This window comes from Ureibacillus endophyticus (genome assembly GCF_003628435.1).
Classification (GTDB): domain Bacteria; phylum Bacillota; class Bacilli; order Bacillales_A; family Planococcaceae; genus Ureibacillus; species Ureibacillus endophyticus.
Genome location: NZ_RBZN01000007.1, coordinates 65738 through 83540, shown reverse-complemented (window position 1 = coordinate 83540; position 17803 = coordinate 65738). Strand labels below are relative to the sequence as shown.

At 33.6% G+C, this 17803-nt stretch carries 18 protein-coding genes; 15 read left to right on the top strand and 3 right to left on the bottom strand.

What is annotated here, in order from left to right; translation table 11 throughout:
- Positions 1–76 precede the first annotated feature (76 nt).
- From D8M03_RS05000 to D8M03_RS04960, 9 genes are all read left to right on the top strand, one after another.
- The gene (locus tag D8M03_RS05000) at positions 77–2488 is read left to right on the top strand and encodes a Na+/H+ antiporter subunit A (RefSeq protein ID WP_121213677.1); all 2412 of its coding nucleotides are present in this window, start codon (positions 77–79) and stop codon (positions 2486–2488) included.
- On the top strand, positions 2478–2900 hold the full coding sequence (locus D8M03_RS04995; protein ID WP_121213676.1) for a Na(+)/H(+) antiporter subunit B: 423 nt from the start codon (positions 2478–2480) through the stop codon (positions 2898–2900). The genes D8M03_RS05000 and D8M03_RS04995 overlap by 11 nt, the downstream gene beginning before the upstream one ends.
- Before the next feature lies 1 nt (position 2901).
- Positions 2902–3240, top strand: coding sequence for a Na(+)/H(+) antiporter subunit C (locus D8M03_RS04990; RefSeq protein WP_121213675.1), 339 nt, complete (start codon positions 2902–2904; stop codon positions 3238–3240).
- Complete coding sequence (locus D8M03_RS04985; RefSeq protein ID WP_121213674.1) at positions 3233–4711, top strand: Na+/H+ antiporter subunit D; 1479 nt, start codon at positions 3233–3235, stop codon at positions 4709–4711. Before D8M03_RS04990 ends, D8M03_RS04985 begins: the two co-directional genes overlap by 8 nt.
- A 5-nt stretch (positions 4712–4716) precedes the next feature.
- Entirely contained in the window at positions 4717–5202 is a 486-nt protein-coding gene (locus D8M03_RS04980; protein ID WP_121213673.1) for a Na+/H+ antiporter subunit E, read from the top strand.
- Positions 5199–5483: a Na(+)/H(+) antiporter subunit F1 gene (locus D8M03_RS04975; RefSeq protein WP_121213672.1), complete on the top strand. Its 285-nt coding sequence runs from the start codon at positions 5199–5201 to the stop codon at positions 5481–5483. Before D8M03_RS04980 ends, D8M03_RS04975 begins: the two co-directional genes overlap by 4 nt.
- The gene (locus D8M03_RS04970; RefSeq protein WP_121213671.1) at positions 5461–5847 is read left to right on the top strand and encodes a Na+/H+ antiporter subunit G; all 387 of its coding nucleotides are present in this window, start codon (positions 5461–5463) and stop codon (positions 5845–5847) included. Before D8M03_RS04975 ends, D8M03_RS04970 begins: the two co-directional genes overlap by 23 nt.
- Positions 5848–6171: 324 nt before the next feature.
- Positions 6172–6987 carry a metallophosphoesterase gene (locus tag D8M03_RS04965; RefSeq protein WP_121213670.1) on the top strand — a complete coding sequence of 272 codons (816 nt, stop codon included), beginning with the start codon at positions 6172–6174 and terminating at the stop codon, positions 6985–6987.
- Between the two features lie 379 nt (positions 6988–7366).
- Positions 7367–7744, top strand: coding sequence for a hypothetical protein (locus D8M03_RS04960; protein ID WP_121213669.1), 378 nt, complete (start codon positions 7367–7369; stop codon positions 7742–7744).
- 42 nt (positions 7745–7786) lie between these two features.
- Here D8M03_RS04960 and D8M03_RS04955 read toward each other — a convergent pair whose 3' ends face one another.
- A complete protein-coding gene (locus D8M03_RS04955; protein ID WP_121213668.1) occupies positions 7787–8971 on the bottom strand; it encodes an alanyl-tRNA editing protein in 1185 nt (394 codons plus the stop codon).
- Between the two features lie 160 nt (positions 8972–9131).
- On the opposite strand from D8M03_RS04955, the gene D8M03_RS04950 reads away from it, so the two are divergent.
- The 3 genes from D8M03_RS04950 (at position 9132) to D8M03_RS04940 (ending at position 10994) form a co-directional block, all read left to right on the top strand.
- The gene (locus tag D8M03_RS04950) at positions 9132–9422 is read left to right on the top strand and encodes a DUF6509 family protein (RefSeq protein WP_121213667.1); all 291 of its coding nucleotides are present in this window, start codon (positions 9132–9134) and stop codon (positions 9420–9422) included.
- A gap of 333 nt (positions 9423–9755) precedes the next feature.
- Positions 9756–9995, top strand: a complete 240-nt coding sequence (locus D8M03_RS04945; RefSeq protein WP_121213666.1) for a hypothetical protein — start codon at positions 9756–9758, stop codon at positions 9993–9995.
- 138 nt (positions 9996–10133) lie between these two features.
- Positions 10134–10994, top strand: a complete 861-nt coding sequence (locus tag D8M03_RS04940; protein WP_121213665.1) for a hypothetical protein — start codon at positions 10134–10136, stop codon at positions 10992–10994.
- 64 nt (positions 10995–11058) lie between these two features.
- Here D8M03_RS04940 and nhaC read toward each other — a convergent pair whose 3' ends face one another.
- The gene (gene nhaC / locus D8M03_RS04935; protein ID WP_121213664.1) at positions 11059–12522 is read right to left on the bottom strand and encodes a Na+/H+ antiporter NhaC; all 1464 of its coding nucleotides are present in this window, start codon (positions 12520–12522) and stop codon (positions 11059–11061) included.
- Positions 12523–12864: 342 nt separating this feature from the next.
- On the opposite strand from nhaC, the gene D8M03_RS04930 reads away from it, so the two are divergent.
- Both D8M03_RS04930 and D8M03_RS04925 read left to right on the top strand, forming a co-directional pair.
- Complete coding sequence (locus D8M03_RS04930) at positions 12865–14049, top strand: CaiB/BaiF CoA transferase family protein (RefSeq protein ID WP_121213663.1); 1185 nt, start codon at positions 12865–12867, stop codon at positions 14047–14049.
- A gap of 378 nt (positions 14050–14427) precedes the next feature.
- Complete coding sequence (locus D8M03_RS04925) at positions 14428–15006, top strand: hypothetical protein (protein WP_121213662.1); 579 nt, start codon at positions 14428–14430, stop codon at positions 15004–15006.
- On the opposite strand, the gene D8M03_RS04920 is transcribed toward D8M03_RS04925, so the two are convergent.
- Complete coding sequence (locus tag D8M03_RS04920) at positions 15003–16460, bottom strand: hypothetical protein (RefSeq protein WP_121213661.1); 1458 nt, start codon at positions 16458–16460, stop codon at positions 15003–15005. The two genes, D8M03_RS04925 and D8M03_RS04920, sit on opposite strands and share 4 nt — an antisense overlap.
- Before the next feature lie 371 nt (positions 16461–16831).
- On the opposite strand from D8M03_RS04920, the gene D8M03_RS04910 reads away from it, so the two are divergent.
- Complete coding sequence (locus tag D8M03_RS04910) at positions 16832–17761, top strand: AEC family transporter (protein WP_121213659.1); 930 nt, start codon at positions 16832–16834, stop codon at positions 17759–17761.
- Positions 17762–17803: the final 42 nt, after the last annotated feature.

Here is a 17803-nt window from a genome sequence, read left to right as displayed (position 1 = left end):
GATGTTCAACCTTTCATAAGTCAAGGGATTGGGATATAAAAAGATAGGAGCTATTACGAAACTAGGAGGTCAGTAGATTGTGACATTTGAGCTTGCCATTATCCTGTTACCTTTTATTGTAGCAGCGTGCATTCCTATTTTTTATAGGCGACTACCCAAAAAGGTTATCGGTTGGGTTGTTTTAGTGGTCCCATTAAGTTTGTTCCTTTTATTAACTACATATATTCCTCGTATTGCGAAGAATCAAACGTTTTCCAATAATTATGAGTGGATCCCCTCATTTAATATAAATTTCACAACATACCTCGATGGTTTAAGTTTAATATTTAGTTTACTTATAACGGGTGTTGGAAGTTTAGTAATCTTATATTCCATCTTTTATTTATCTAAAAAAGAGTCGTTGCACCATTTTTATTGCTACTTGCTGTTATTTATGGGGGCAATGCTTGGCGTTGTATTTTCAGATCATTTATTAGTTTTATATGCATTTTGGGAGTTAACAAGTGTCTCTTCCTTTTTGCTCATTGCTTTTTGGCATCATCGTAAAGCTTCACGAGCAGGGGCTAGGAAATCAATGACCATTACTGTCTCAGGTGGAATTGCAATGTTAGTAGGGTTTCTAATGTTGTATTCAATGAGCGGAACGTTTAGCATACAGGAAATCATATCAAATATTGCTGGTATTAGTGAGCATGCATTATTTATCCCAGCACTTGTATTAGTTCTTTTAGGAGCATTTACAAAGTCTGCACAATTTCCCTTCCATATTTGGCTTCCAGATGCAATGGAAGCGCCAACCCCGGTTAGTGCCTATTTACACTCAGCTACGATGGTGAAAGCTGGTATTTACATAGTAGCTCGGTTTACGCCAATTTTTGGAGGCGAGATGACTTGGTTTTGGGCAGTCACTGGTGTTGGACTATTAACATTATTTTGGGGTTCATTTAATGCTGTGAAACAAGTAGACTTAAAAGCTTTACTTGCCTTTTCAACAGTTAGTCAACTAGGACTTATTATGAGTTTACTTGGGTTAGGCTCTATTGCTGTTTATTTAGGCTATAGTCAAGATTCAATTATTTATACACAAGCAGCCTTTGCAGCACTGTTCCATTTAATTAATCATTCTACATTTAAGGGCGCACTGTTTATGATGGTGGGAATTGTAGACCATGAAATTGGAACAAGAGACATTCGCCGACTTGGTGGACTCATGCCGATTTTACCTTTTACATTTACTGTAGCATTAATCGGTAGTTTATCGATGGCAGGGATGCCTCCATTTAACGGTTTTTTAAGTAAAGAAATGTTCTTTGCAGCTACCTTAAAAATTACACAATTAGATGTGTTTTCGATTGATAGTCTTGGTGTCGTAATACCAGTCATTGCATGGGTAGCTAGTATATTTACTTTTGTTTATTGCTTAATTATCGTTGGAAAAACCTTCTTCGGAAAAATTAAGCCCGATATTTTAGATAAGAATCCTCACGAAGCACCGATAGGTATGTTAATTCCTCCATTTATCCTGATTGGACTAGTAGTAGGAATCTTTGTGTTTCCAAATTTATTAGGTCATTATATTTTACAACCTGCTATGGCAAGCATTTATCCTACATTCCCATCAACAGAAGAATTAACACCACATATTTCTGCGTGGCATGGATTGAATATGGAATTATGGATGACAATTGGGGTAGTCATTTTAGGAGGTACCCTATATTACTTTTTAAAACGGTGGAAGCCAATTTATCGATGGATTCCACAAAGATTTACGTTAAATTCACTATACGAAACAATAATTAGCTTTAGTGAAAACGTATCAGAGAATTTAACAAAACGTTATATGACCGGGAATCTCACTCATTACTTTTCTTATATTTATATGGTGTTTGTCATTGTTGTTGCGGGCATCTTTTTCTTAACAGATTCCTTTGAATGGAGTTTGATGAGTAACTCAAGTGTAGAAAGCTTTGAATTAATTTTAGTGTTTGTTGTAATTTTTGCAGCAGTAGCAATCCTTTTTACAACATCACGTATCGCCTCCGTGTTATTAAATGGGGTACTGGGCTATTCCGTTGCATTTTTCTTTGTTATTTTCCGCGCACCCGATTTAGCATTAACACAACTTGTAGTGGAATCCGTTACAACAGCACTGTTTCTAATTTGTTTCAAATTTTTACCTGATTTAACACCAGAGCGAACATCGAAGCGGGTTAAATTTACAAATGGGGTTATTTCAATTCTTGTAGGTGCAACTGTTACGATCGTTGGTTTAGCTGTTATAAACTATGAAAAATTTGAAACGATCTCAACCTATTTTGAAGACGCCTACAATCTAGCAGGTGGGAAAAATATCGTAAATACAATTTTAGGTGATTTCCGGGCGTTTGATACGATGTTAGAAGTGGTCGTTCTCTTTATAGCAGGCTTAGGAGTTTATACAATCATTAAGCTAAAAGCGAAAAAGGGGGATGCCGATATTGAAAATTAATGATGTAATCTTACGCACAGTTGTAAAAGGTGTCGTATTTATCATTTTAACTTTAGGTGTTTATTTATTCTTTTCAGGGCATAACGCACCAGGTGGAGGTTTCATAGGAGGGCTTGTGTTAGGTTCGGGAATAGTTCTTCTATACATCACTTATGACCTTGAAACAGTGCATAAAAAAATGCCCTTTGATTTTAAAAAAGTAGCTGCATTAGGGGTTCTATTAGCAACAGGTTCTGCAATTGGATCTCTGTACTTTAACGCGCCATTCCTTTCTCAAACAGATGGGTATTTTAATATCCCTATCTTAGGAGAGAAGCATTTAACAACAGTTACAATTTTCGAAGCTGGTGTCGCCTTAACTGTAATAGGAACACTTGTGACGATTATCTTAAGTATAAGTGAGGATGAATAGTATGGAGTCTTTAATTGTCGTATTAGTTGGAATTCTAGTTTCAGTTGGTACCTACTTAATCCTCTCTCGACATATGATTCGTGTCATTGTAGGAACCGCTATATTATCCCATGCAGTCCACTTATTAATATTAGCTATGGGTGGATTAAAAAAAGGGATTGTCCCATTACTTGGTCAATCTGAAGGCGAGTTTACAGATGCCTTGCCTCAAGCCTTAATATTAACTGCAATTGTTATTAGTTTTGCCACTACGGCATTTTTGCTAGTACTGGCTTATCGAACGTATAAAACGAATGGAACTGCTGATTTTCGTGAATTGAGGGGAGTTTCTGATGAATAATTTAATCGTACTTCCCCTAATTATTCCAATTATTACAGGCATCATTCTCGTATTTCTACGAAGTTCCATTATGCTACAACGTGTTATTAGTATAATTACAATGATTACAGTTAGTGTCATTAGCTTTTTACTATTAGATATTGTCCAAACGGAAGGAATTATTAGGCTAGACTTTAGCGGCTGGTTACCTCCATTTGGTATTTTGTTTGTAGCGGATTCCTTTGCTTTGCTGCTTGTTTTAACTGCAAGTGTTGTAACAACGATTTGTTTACTGTACGCCTTTTCAACTATTGGTAAAGATAACGAAAAGATGTTTTTCTACCCGTTTGTGATGTTTTTAATAGCAGGGGTAAATGGATCATTTTTAACTGGGGATATTTTCAACTTATTTGTTTGTTTCGAAGTGATGTTACTCGCATCTTATGTACTAGTAGCGATGGGTGGTAAAAAGGTTCAACTTCGAGAATCTTTAAAATATGTATTAATAAATGTAGTGGCATCATGGTTGTTCTTAGTTGCACTTGCATTTCTATATGGGACAGTCAAAACATTAAATATGGCCCATATTGCAGAACGTGTTGCAGAAGCTGGTCAAGAGCCATTACTAACTACAGTAGCTATTTTATTCCTACTTGTTTTTGGCTTAAAAGCAGGTTTACTATTATTCTTTTGGTTACCAGGTTCTTATAGTGTGCCGCCAGCTGCAGTGCAGGCTTTATTTTCTGCATTATTAACAAAGGTAGGGATTTACGCTTTAATCCGTACATTTACATTAATGTTCCCTTTAAATCAAGAGATTACCCATACTTTGATTGGTATTATGGCTGGAATCACAATCATTGCTGGTTGTCTGGGTGCATTGTCAGGTAGGGATGTTTATACCATTGGAACGTATAACGTCATCATTGGTGTTGGTTTTATTTTAATTGGTTTAGCAGCAGGAACAGAAACCGCCATGACAGGTGCTGTTTATTATTTAATGCACGATATGGTTGCGAAAGCTCTATTATTTTTAATTATTGGAATGATGGTTTATTTAACAGATGAAACCATAATAAAAAATATGAGTGGATTAATTCGTAACTATCCTCTATTTGGATGGATCTACTTTATTGTCTTGCTTGCTTTAACTGGAATCCCGCCTTTAAGCGGTTTTGTTGGGAAAATATTAATTGGTCAAGGTGCATTAGAAGCTGAGTCTTACATATTGTTAGCGATTGGTTTTGCTTCGAGCATTATTGTTCTATATTCTCTGTTAAGAATCTTCTTAGCTTCATTCTTTGGTGAAACTACTATTAGTTTTGAAGATCGTAAGCGGATTCCAAAGGGTGCTTATAGCTCCTTTATATTACTAGCAATCTCAATAGTATTTATTGGAGTTGGGGCAGAGTCGTTGGCAGTATATGTGAAAGATGCAGTAAACACATTAATTAATCCATCTGTCTACATTGATGCAGTGTTAAAGGAGTGAGTGGGTTGTTTGGTCAATTTTTATTAAATCTATTTATAGCACTATTGTGGCTGTTATTAGTTGATGCACCTACTCCAGAAATTACAACTTTCTTTAGCGGATTTGTAGTAGGAATAGGAATTTTATATGTCATGCATCGTTTCTTTGGTACAAGATTCTATTTAAATCGAGTAATTAAATTAATCAATTTGATCTTGTTATTTATAAAGGAAATCTTAATATCCAGTTTTTCTGTTATGAAACAAATCCTTACACCAAAATTAAATATCACGCCTGGTATTTTCACTTATAAAACAAACTTAGAAGGTGAATGGGAAGTTACGGCATTGGCGTTGTTATTAACTCTAACTCCAGGTTCTGTTGTAATGGAGGTCTCAGAAAAAGGAGATGTGTTTTATATTCATGCTATGGATATAGAACAATCGAAGGAAGAAGTTATTCGATCGATTGGGAAATATGAAAAAGCAATTATGGAGGTGACACGAGAATGAAAGAAACTATTATGTTAGTTGCATTAACTTTATTTATGATAGCGATAGCTATTCTTCTATATCGTGTCATAATGGGACCTTCAATGCCTGATCGCGCCATTGCATTAGATACGATTGGTGTGAATCTAATTTCTGCGATAGCCATCGTATCCATTCTTTTGAATACGAAAGCCTTTTTAGAGGCAATTTTAATTTTAGGTATTTTAGCTTTTATTGGAACGATTGCCTTTTCGAAATATATCGAAAGGGGTGTTATTGTTGAACGCAAAGGAGATAATTGAGTGGGGTGCAATTCTACTAATTTTACTAGGCGGTATAATTAGTGTAATTAGTGCTTTGGGATTGATTCGATTACCAGATGTATATACACGATCCCACGCAGCTTCAAAAAGCTCTACGTTAGCAGTATTAGTTAGTTTAACAGGTGCTTTCATTTATTTTTGGTTTCATGATGGATATGTGAGCATCCGTTTAATATTAGGTATTATATTTGTGTTTATTACAGCGCCTGTTGCCGGACATTTAATTTGTCGCGCGGCTTATCGTTCCCGAGTACCATTAGCGGAAGGTTCAGGCGAGGATGAATTAAAACCATTATTGTTTGCAAATGAAGAAAATAAAGAGTTAAAGATAGATAATAATTAAGTTATCCACAATTTGATACATCCACTTTTCACGTTAAGTAGCGTAAAAGTGGATGTTTTTTTAATTGTGGATAATATTTTTTCATCTTATGGGGGAGAATTGGATTTTTAATGTGGACAACTGATGCAACTGAGGATAAAGGTGTGGAGAACTTCGGATTAGTGGATAAGATAGATTAGAATTGTGGATAATTTTTTGAAAAATGAAGGATGTCGTCAGAAATTTTATCCATTACCTTATACTTGAATGTCGTTAAGCATATGAAATAATATGGAGAAGTGTGATTTTTTGAATAAAACTAATCAATGAATTGAGCGAGTAGCTTTGAAAAAAATATTAATTTTATTTTCCATAATTATTGGGGTTTATTTATTTTTGTATATAAATAATCACTGGATTGTTATTACCGAACATATCTATGAATCGGAAGAGGTACCGAAAAGTTTTAATGGTTTACGAATAGCACAGGTGTCTGATTTACATGATGCAACATTTGGAATAGAACAAGGTAAGCTTGTTGAAAAAGTACGAGAATCGAATCCAGATATCATTGTGATTACAGGTGATGTGATTGATAGCAATCGATATGATTTACAACAAAGCCTTAATGCAGTGGAGCAATTTGTGGAGATAGCCGAGGTTTATTATGTAATAGGAAATCATGAAGTAGCAATAAATGAAGTAAGTGAAATTTATGGAGCATTGAAGGAATTAGGTGTACATGTCCTGCCAAATACTTCTGTTACGCTCGAACGTAATGAAGAATATCTTAATATCCTTGGTATTGAGGATCCTTTAAATGGGTATGAAACGCAAACTATGTTAAATGTAGCGAAGTCAGAAATTAATGAGGATTATTTTACAATTTTATTAGCCCATCGTCCAGAAATGTTTTACACATATGTTGTTAATAATATTGATTTAGTGTTTTCAGGACATGCCCACGGTGGACAGGTACGTATACCATTTATCGGCGGGTTATTTGCACCTTCACAAGGTTTTTTCCCAACGTATACTGCTGGGGTGTATGAAGAGGACGAGACAACAATGGCAGTTAGTCGTGGATTAGGAAATAGTACCGTTCCATTTAGAATACTTAATTTACCTGAAATCGTTGTAGTTGAGCTGAAAACGAAATAAAGGATGAATCTGAAAAGTATTTTAGTTCTCTGTGTGACGGTCGCTTCGCTTTCTGTCACAGATAAATTGTGATGAGGATGGTGGCATTTTAATGCGACCACCGCAGAAGTAATATTTTATTTAAAAGGTGTCCAAAGAGTTTTGACTTTTTGGACACTTTTTTTAATTCGTTCTTTTAAATAAACTTCAATATATACACTGTGTAAATGGTGGATATTTAATAAAAATAAAAAATATTTACTATTAAATTCATCTTATGGTAACCTAATAATATCTAGTTAATTTTACGAAATTATACATAATGAATTTGGTAGATTCTATAAAATCTTTATTTAACCTGCCATTAAGGGGCGTAAATTTTATGTAGGGAGACATAGTCATGAATAAATTTACGAATTGTCTAATGGAATGTGAAGATTTTAATAAAAGAAAAATCTATTATTATATACCTATCTCAACATTACAATTTTTTATTACGTATCAAAGGTATCATAATGATCATTGTCTTTTATTACAAAGATTATTTAATGGAACCATGTTTGAAAAATCAGAACTACTTTATGGGGGAAATAAACCGCCAAAAAGTATATCAACTAGATTAGAATTTGAAGGTTGTATGGTTTATTTAAAGGGAAAAATTGTATTAGATAGGTATTTAATTAGTAAGAAAGAATATCAAGAAATTAAGGCAAATATTGAACGCTTACATAAATATGGATTGGAAAATTACTTATGCATAAAGAAAATTACAAAATAAATTGAAAGCAGTATTTCTTAATAACCGAAATACTGCTTTTGCCTATTTTATCACTTGTTTTATCATGTGTTGTAACAGCTCTTGTGCAGAAATCAGTTTCTCTCCGCCACCTTGTACAAATGCATCATTTCCGCCACCCTTACCATTAATCAATGGCAATACTTCACTTGAAACATTCTTCATGCTAATTTCAATATTGCTACCGCGGGCAGCAATAAATTGAATCTTGTCCTCATTCTGAGCAACAAGTAAAGCAATCGCATTATCTTGAAGTGAAATAATGGAGCGGCCAAGCTTTTGTAAAGTTTGAACTGTACGATTTTCAAAGATTGCGGTAATTATACCATTTTCACCAGATTCCAATAACTCTTTTGCTTCATATTGTAATAACGTATCCTGTGCTTCTGAAAGTGCTTTCTCAGTCGCTTTTGCACTTAGTAAAACTTTACGCAGTGCATCAGCTGCATTTTCTTCTGGTACACTTAATTGTTTTGAAACATCTGATAACACTGTTTTTCGCATTGCAAGTTGATTAAGAACACGGTTTCCACAAACGAAAGAAACTCGTGTGATTTTCTTCATTTTTTCTGTTCCCATAATTTTGATAGAGCTTACTTGGCCAGTGGAAGTAGGGTGGGTACCTCCACAACCGTTATAGTCATAGTCAGGGATAATGACTAAACGAATATCTTCATCGACAGATACCTCTTTTCTCAAATTGTATTGAGAAAGCTCGTCTTTACTTACCCATTTTATTTCGATTGGTCGATTTTCTAAAATGATTTCATTGGCTCTTTTTTCGGCGAGGGCAAGTTGATCATCGGTAATGTGTTCCGTATTTAAATCAATTGTTACTAGTTCACTTCCGAGATGGAAACTAACTGTTGCGATGTCGAAGAGTTCTACAAATGCTGCAGTTAAAATGTGTTGGCCACAATGTTGTTGCATATGATCAAAGCGTCGTTCCCAATCTAAATAGCCTCGTACTTCTCCAGTGAAATTACACTCTTTTTCAGTGTAATGGCGAATTTCATCATCTACTTTTTCAACATCAATTACCCGAATGTCATTTATTAAGCCAGTATCATGTGGTTGACCTCCGCCAGTTGGATAAAAAGCAGTGTTTGAAAGGACGACATATGGACGATTTCCATCTACACCAGTTTTCAAAACTTGAGCAGTAAATTCTTTTATCATTACGTCTTGGTAAAATAATAAATTACGCATTTTTCAGGGTACTCCTTTAAGAATGATTATTTTTATTTTGTCATATATGGTGAATGGTGTCACATTACAAGGCTTTTAATTGACCATAACTCAATTTTGATTATTATATAGAGATAGAAGTCTCTTTGTAAGAGGATACGTTAAAGGAGAAATTGAATAAATGGAGATAACACAATTTTCGGTAGAGGAAATAAAAGACCCTACAAATATCATTGAGGGAAAACGTTTCGAGTTTTTAATAGATGTAGAAGTAGATGAAGAAGATGAACTTTATACTGAAGCTGGAATTGAAATTCGAGTGTTGATTGGTCAAAATGAAGAAGGAGAAACGAAACTTCTAAATTACTTCATTATGGACAAGGGAGAAAATAAGTACTTAGATTTTGGTTTGGAAGATGAAGAAGAATCAATGATTTTGGAATTTTGTAAAGAACAAATTGTAAATGAATAATAAATTTAGGGGTATCCAAAAGTAAAAATATTTTCTAAATATATCTTAGGAAGAAATGCTCCTGCGGTGGTTAACACCATCCTCGTCGCAGAAAAAATGCTCCTGCGGTGGTTAACACCATCCTCGTCGCAGAAAAAATGCTCCTGCGGTGGTTAACACCATCCTCGTTGCAATTTATCTATGATGAAAGCGATAGCGACAATCGCAAAGTGACCGTCTCACAAAAATGATTTTCAGACGGCCACTTTTTTATTGATTTTATAGGACTGAAAATTTAGAATATTTACAATGTATAAAAATACACATTTCATAAAAAAGAACTGGGGTGATACAGTGGATACACAAATTGCTGTAATTTGTTCAAACGAATTTGCAAAACGAGTAAAAACAATTGAAACAGAGCTCTCATCAATTAAACTCCAATATTATATATATAGAAACCCACAGGAGGCGGCTGCACTTATTGCACAGATTAAACCGTGCGATGCAGTATTTTTTTCGGGCTCATTGCCTTATTTTTATGCAAAGAAAAATTGTGATGAGCTTCCAATACCAACACACTATTTAAAGTAAGATGGGACGGCCATTGCTACAACGTTACTTGCATTAACAAACAGAGGAACTACGCTGCAAGAAGTATCCATTGATATTACTGACCCAAATATTGCAACAGGTATATTAGAAGACATAAGTACTAATGAATTTCCATGGATGTATAAAATAGAACCAAATGTTGATATTGAGGAAATTGTGAAGTTTCATTATGATCTTTATCAAAATCAAAAAACAACTCAAGCGGTAACTAGTATTCATGCAGTTTATGAAATTTTACAGAAGCAAAATGTTCCTGTCATAAGAATGATTGACCCAAGAAGTTCTATTATTAAAGGGATTAGTGAAACTAAAAACCTCGCCATTTTAACTAAAAGTCAATCAGCAAAAATTGCGGTAGGTTATATACAATTTGAAAATAATAGAGAAATTCAAATTAACGAACTGGGTCAGTTCACCTTATTATTTAAAACGAGATTAATTGAGGTAGAAAGAAATTTATTTACTTTATTTACTACTCAAGGAGATGTTCAAAGAATATTTGAATACTTATCAGAAATACAGTGGAAAAGGTTAAGTGATACGTCTTTTAAATTGGCATTTGGATATGGTAGTAATATCGAAGAGGCAACACAGAATGCAAAAGATGCTCTTCTTTTAACAAAATCAAATACTGCATATGTATTGACTGAACATAAACAATTACTTGGACCATATCCTAAATATCATCGTTGTATTGAATTACGTACACAGGAACCTGTACTCGTTGAAGTGGCAAAATCGACCTCTTTAAGTCCTGCTAATCTTTCAAAGGTAATTCAATTTAGTAAGTATCATACAGCCAATGAGTTTACTGCTCATGATTTGGAATCATTTTTACAGGTAAGTAGACGTACATCAGAACGAATTCTGAAAAAGTTAGTTGATCATCAATATGCTGAGGTTGTTGGAGAAGAAATGACATACCAACAGGGAAGGCCGCGCGCGGTTTATCGATTAAATTTTCCGACATACCTTTAACTCTTTGCATAACTAAATATCAAAACAAAAGGAGGTTAATCATTTTAGATTAACCTCCGATTTTTTAGTTAGTAGTCGTTTGCAATTCTTCTAATTCTTTTAGCTCATCCATTCGGTCTAATTCTGCGATTTCTTCTTCAGATAATTTCTGGATTGTGAAGCCTATAAACGCATAAATAATCGAGAGAATTGGAACAACGTAGTTTAATACCGCGTAAGGTGCATATTCCATTGCTCCTACACCCAGTGTACCAAGAATAAATACACCACAAGTATTCCACGGAACAAATACAGAAGTTAATGTTCCGCCATCTTCTAAGGCACGAGATAAGTTTTTCGAATGTAACCCTTTTTTACGATATGTTGATGCGAACATACGAGCGGGTACAACAATTGAAATATATTGTTCTGAACATGTAGCATTTGTTGTAAAACAAGCTAAAATTGTAGTCGCTATTAGACTACCAGTTGATTTTGCTAATTTAATAATTTGATTCATAATGGATTGCAACATACCTGAAAATTCAAGTATTCCACCGAAAGTCATCGCAACAATCGTCATTGATACAGTATACATCATTGAGTCAAGGCCACCACGATTGAATAGGTTATCTACCATTTCGTTACCTGTTTCAATTATATACCCACTTTGTAATGAAGCGATTGCTTCAGCTAATGTATCACCTTGAATGAATACTTGAGATAATGTACCTAATAAAATACCAATCACTAATGAAGGAATCGCTGGTACTTTTAAAGCCACAAGTACAATAACGGCAACAGGAATTAATAAAAGCCAAGGGGAGATTGTAAAACTCTCCTCTAAAACGGATAGCGTTTGTTGAATGCTTGCAGTATCAATATTGCTATCTTTATAGTTCATCCCAATGATTCCATAAACTATTAAGGCAATTAAAATACCTGGAATCGTTGTAAAAAACATATGTTTAATGTGATCAAAAAGGTCTGTGTTTGTTAATCCAGATGCAAGGTTTGTTGTATCAGATAAAGGTGACATTTTATCACCAAAATATGCCCCTGAAATTACTGCGCCGGCGATGATTGGAGCTGGAATTCCCATGCTTAGTCCAATCCCCATACCAGCAACACCGATTGTCCCCATTGTTGACCATGAACTTCCGATTGCAAGAGAAACAACAATACAAATTAATGTAATCGTTACCAAAAAGAAAGATGGTGTAATAATTTGTAAACCATAGTAAATCATTGTTCCAACTACACCGCCGCCAATCCATGATCCAATAATTAATCCTACTAAAATGATAATGACGATAGCTGGCAATGCGAGTTTAATTCCTTTGTACATCATTTCTTCTAGTTCTGCCCATTTAAAACCTTGTTTCCAGGCAACAAGTGCAGCAACAGTTGTCCCAATGATTAAAGGAATATGTGGTCCTTGTTCTAAGAAGATAATTGTAATAATCATAGATGCAATCATGATTATTAATGGCAATAAAGCCCAAAATAGAGGTATTTCTTTTTTACTTAACTCTTTTTTGTCTCCCATCTTAAATCCCCATTTCTGATAAATGTAATACCCTAAAAAACATGACGTTTAATAGTCGTTTAATTTTATAGAGTTATAGTATAAGTTTTATTATTTGGTGTCAATATATTTTGAAATGTCTATCATGTTTAATATAATTGAAAATACGAGAATAATCGATACATATAATAGAATTTCCATTTATTAAAATAATCTGATAATTTATTAAATAATGTTAGGTAAAATGCTATTAAATTGTTATAATACTGTTAATAGTAATGTAAACTGTATTAATACAGAGGGGCGTAATATAGAAGGAAGGTAATGGTTGGTATATTTGTGTTTTAAAGGGGGATGGGGAAAATGTCAATTTTACAAGGGTTAAAGATTCTCGATTTTTCATCAATGTTACCTGGAGCGTTTGCTACAATGATGTTCGCGGATTATGGAGCGGATATTATCCATATTGAGTCTTCAAAAAGGGTGGACATGATGAGAATTATGCCACCATATGATAACGAGCGTGAGTCATTTATTCATCAACATTTAAATCGATCGAAAAAGTCAATTAGCTTAGATTTAAAAACACCTGAGGCAATCGATATTGTTAAGTCATTAATACATGAATATGACATTGTGATAGAAGGGTTTCGACCAGGTGTGATGCAACGATTAGGTCTTGATTATGACACGTTAAAATGTGAAAATCCAAAACTTATCTATTGTTCTATTACTGGCTATGGTCAAACAGGTCCATACCGAGATCGGCCAGGACACGATAATAATTTTTTATCTATCGCAGGGGTTCTTGATCATTCACGCCTTAAAGATAAGAAACCTGTACCAATGGGTATTCAAATGGCAGATATTGCAGGAGGGGCGATGCACGCAGCAGTAGGGGTGCTAGCTGCAGCATTACACCGAGAAAAAACGGGACAAGGGAAATATATCGATGTATCGATGGTAGATGCAGTTTTCACAATGAATGCTTTATATGGAACAACATATTTAACAAGTGGACATCTAGCACAAGCAGAAGAAGAAATATTAAATGGCGGCACATTTTATGATTACTATAAAACAAAGGATGGCAGATATTTTTCTGTTGGTAGCCTTGAGCCGCATTTCCGTAAGTTACTATGTGAAGCTTTAGATATTCCTGAATTAATCCAAAGTACATTTAATGATTCAACTTATACACAAAAACGATTTAAAGAAGCAGTGAAAGATGCGTTTTTAACAAAAACTTTTGATGAGTGGTTAGAAGTATTTAATGAGGATTTCCATGGATGTGTAGAGCCTGTTTTAACTTTTAAAGATTCCTGTGAACACCCACAATTAGCTGCTCGTAACATGATTGTTGAAATACCAGATCGAGAAGGCAATGTACAAAAACAAATTGGAGCAGCGATTAAATTTGACCAAGAGGAACCAACATATAAGTTTGTAGGAGCAAAGCTGGGTGAGCATAATACTGAGATTCTAGAAGGGTTAGGGTATTCGAATGAGGAAATTGAAGCGCTGAAGGAAAAAGGGGTATTACAGTAGGAGAGGATTTTTTTCTTTCGGTGCAGAAAAAGATACGTCTCTTTTGGATTAAATTAGTTTTACTAAAAGGTACAGTTCTAATAAATCATTTTTGCACCTGCCGCTACACTTTCGGTGCAGAAAAGAATGCATCTGTATCAGATTAAATTATTGGAAAAATAAAGTTCAAAATTTTTGCACCTGTAGCTACGCTTTCGGTGCAGAAAAAGATACGTCTCTACCCGTAGAGACGTATCTTTTTTGAAACCAAGACATATCTTGAAACGTATTTCTATATATAGACGTCAAATATTAAGGGAATCTTAATTTTTACATTACAAGTTTCTTAATATTTTATAGGTAATATACGTATATGATTTGGTTTCAGGGGTGATTCAGATGAGTAAAGTCATTTACATAGTACTTACAGAGACTGGCTCTCTGTTATCAAGGGCAATTCAGTTATATACGCAAGAGAATTTTAATCATATATCAATTTCTTTTGATGAAGAATTAAGAGAAATGTACAGTTTTGGGAGGAAGCGAGAGAATAATCCGTTTATTGGGGGATTTGTTCATGAAAATCCTTCTTCTAAGCTATTAGGAAGTGCTAGTTGTGCAGTATATGAGTGCCCAGTGACAGAAGAACAATATTATTTATTAAAGGAACATGTACAGCATTATAAATTGAATAAAAATATATATAAATATAATTTTATTGGGTTATTTGGGGTTGCCTGTCGATTGAAAGTTAAGAGACATAATGCCTTTTTCTGCTCTCAATTTATCGCAACCCTCTTCCAATATGTAGGGCTATCCCTTTGTGGAAAGTGCCCATACTTTATGAAACCTACTGATTTTACAAAGCTTCCATATTTACAATTGCGTTATACTGGTACCATTCACGAATATATTCAAATTTACCGGACAAAACCTATGAGAAATGTCCCAGTATCTTCTATACAATCTATAGCTTAAGCTTTTACGTATTTTGATACAAATTCTCGGAGCTCGTAATAGTGTGAGTCGATTTTAAGATATTTGTTATAAACCTCTATTAATTTCTCAAAAAGCTCATATTGCTCAGTTGCAAAAAATACCTTCAATAGATTACAAACATGATTTGACGTTTCAATGGCAATTTCATAATATGGGCTTTTTACATTTTGATAATCGTTAAGCCAAATTTCAATTGATTGTAATACATGTTGTGGTGAATTATGAACAATATAAGCAATATCTCTCTGTACGGTAGCTTCAATTCGATGCAGCATGTCTTGATCGAATTGAGGTGCATTGAAATAGTCGTAAATACTAGAGCATGACGCGATTTCATGTTTCTTTAGTAAGGAGATTACTTCATCAAATTGCTCATTTTGAATAAGTGCATCAATTAAAATATAAAAAATTTGTTCTAAATAATTTTTGTTATATCCTTTAACCAGTGTAGCTGGCTCAGGTTTTAAGTTAGGTAAAACATTACTATATTCTACAAGTAATTCAATGGAATGATTAATAAGACGATCTTGATGAATTAAATACCTTCCATATTCAATTACTTTTTCAATATCATTTTGCTCCGATGCATTCATTGCTAACATATAGACTAAAAGTGCATTTTCCTTTTCAGATAGAGCCCATTTTCCATTTCCCCAAGAAGAAAGTATCCACTCAATTAACCTATTTAACTTCTTATAGTGTCGTTTTCCACCATTAAAATGTAAGATGAGATTAAATAAATGTAGTTCCTTTAATTGATAGGATCGGACGTTTTGCTCATCAAGTTGTTTTATGAGGTTATTCGTAACAACGACTGATTGATTCAATGTATAATGTTTTTCTAATATAAATTTAAAGCAATCCATTAATTGCATGACATCTTTAATTTTTTGTAATGGCGTTTGCAAAAAAATAGAGTATATTTTTTTTGCAAATAAAATATTCCAAAATTCATTTTTATCATTATAGATAATATGTAAAAAAAACTTTTTGCCTATTTGGAATAAATTTATTTGTTGAAGGCCGCCTGCAGGAAATGATAGTTTGATATCTTTACCGAAAACGAGAGCTAATAAATTATCAAATTCAAAATGATTATGTATAAGTAAATGATCAAAAATTGCCTTTTTACCAGTTTTAGATGTAATGAATGAATGGAGACGTTCATTCGCATTCTCTATATCAATGGTTGTAGTTTGTAACGTTGAGTGTAAAAATAAATCAATATTTCCCCAAAATTCTTCAACAGTGGAGTAGATAATATTCTTAGCTTTTTCCTTCGTAATGAGAATAGAATCGAGAGCAAGTAGGGAGCCAAAAACGCTATCATCAATTTCTTTTTTACATGGACAAACTCTTTGAATGGCTTCTTCAAGAGAGTTGTCAATCTTGCCCTTTGTTTCGGCGAGAAGTAGCTCATCAATTTTCAGCAAATTAAACCCTCCCATAAAAGAGATCCTTATCTTGAATATACCAAATTTTCGCAAAGAAAATGAATCAAATATTTAAAACATTAATTTTTATTATTTTTCATAGTATAGGCCGCTAAAATTGTAGCAATATAAATGACTACCGTAACTAATATACTTCCGATTGATATTTTCCCTGTATTGAAATAATTTTTTACAATGTTAACTGTGAAGAGCACAGAAATAAAAAGGCAAATGTAAAAATGTCTTTTACTTTTTTTATTCATAAATGATTCCTCTCTAAATTAATTTTATATATGTTAACAGAAGTAAATTTCCTTTGCAAAGAGTGTTAAGATAGGGGATAGATATTAGTTAAATGCGAGGAAATATATATGAATTACTTATCAATGATATTCTTTCAAATTGTAGCACCAATCTTGGTATTACTAATCGTAGGTGTGATGTTACAAAAGAAGTTTCGATTTAATTTAAAGGCAATGTCCCAACTCATTACATACTGTTTTATGCCAGTGGCAGTATTTTTAAATATTTATGAAACTACTATTGAAATGGCCGTTTTAGGGCAAGTAGCTATCTTTATTACATTGTTTATTGGATGTCAAATGCTTATAAGTCACTTTATTGCAAAAATGTTAGGTTTAAATCGAATGGAGTCTGCAGTTTTTAAAAACAGTGTCGTCTTAATCAATTCAGGAAATTATGGGATTCCTGTAGCCCAAATGGTCTTTTCTACTCAACCAATCGGAGTTGCAATTCAAGTCATTCTCGTTATATTTCAAAATATGACGACCTATACTTATGGTCTATATAATTTAATTTCAACGACAAAATCTGGATTAGAGATCATAAAAGATTTTACGAAGATGCCAATTGTTCATGGTTTAATATTAGGCATAATATTAAATGTATTAAATTTTGAAATCCCTCAGACATTTCGTATTCCACTTGATCATATTTCGGATGGGTTTATTGCAGTTGCGTTAATTACACTTGGTGCACAGCTTTCTCAAATCGAATTAAAAACAATGATTAATAAAACGATTATAATTAGTTGTTTTACAAGGTTAGTGGTAGGACCTGCAACAGCACTTCTGATTATTTATTTATTAGGTCTCGATGGGGTAGTGGCTCAATCATTATTCATTGCAAGTGCCTTTCCGACATCTAGAAACAGTTCGAGTCTAGCTTTAGAATATGATGTAGAATCGAATACGGCAGCTCAAACGGTGTTATTCTCAACAATTGTTAGCTGTTTAACTGTTACAGTAGTCATATATTTATCAACTATATTATTTACATAGCATCTTTCATTTGAAAGATGCTTTTTTTTATAAAAAAAGCTT

What these genes read in the sequence shown, in the direction of transcription:
- D8M03_RS04990 (WP_121213675.1), top strand. Translation starts at nt 2,902, where the DNA reads ATGGAGTCTTTAATTGTCGTATTAGTTGGAATTCTAGTTTCAGTTGGT.
- D8M03_RS04985 (WP_121213674.1), top strand. Translation starts at nt 3,233, where the DNA reads ATGAATAATTTAATCGTACTTCCCCTAATTATTCCAATTATTACAGGC.
- D8M03_RS04975 (WP_121213672.1), top strand. Translation starts at nt 5,199, where the DNA reads ATGAAAGAAACTATTATGTTAGTTGCATTAACTTTATTTATGATAGCG.
- D8M03_RS04960 (WP_121213669.1), top strand. Translation starts at nt 7,367, where the DNA reads ATGAATAAATTTACGAATTGTCTAATGGAATGTGAAGATTTTAATAAA.
- D8M03_RS04955 (WP_121213668.1), bottom strand. Translation starts at nt 8,971, where the DNA reads ATGCGTAATTTATTATTTTACCAAGACGTAATGATAAAAGAATTTACT.
- D8M03_RS04950 (WP_121213667.1), top strand. Translation starts at nt 9,132, where the DNA reads ATGGAGATAACACAATTTTCGGTAGAGGAAATAAAAGACCCTACAAAT.
- D8M03_RS04940 (WP_121213665.1), top strand. Translation starts at nt 10,134, where the DNA reads ATGTATAAAATAGAACCAAATGTTGATATTGAGGAAATTGTGAAGTTT.
- nhaC (WP_121213664.1), bottom strand. Translation starts at nt 12,522, where the DNA reads ATGGGAGACAAAAAAGAGTTAAGTAAAAAAGAAATACCTCTATTTTGG.
- D8M03_RS04930 (WP_121213663.1), top strand. Translation starts at nt 12,865, where the DNA reads ATGTCAATTTTACAAGGGTTAAAGATTCTCGATTTTTCATCAATGTTA.
- D8M03_RS04925 (WP_121213662.1), top strand. Translation starts at nt 14,428, where the DNA reads ATGAGTAAAGTCATTTACATAGTACTTACAGAGACTGGCTCTCTGTTA.
- D8M03_RS04910 (WP_121213659.1), top strand. Translation starts at nt 16,832, where the DNA reads ATGAATTACTTATCAATGATATTCTTTCAAATTGTAGCACCAATCTTG.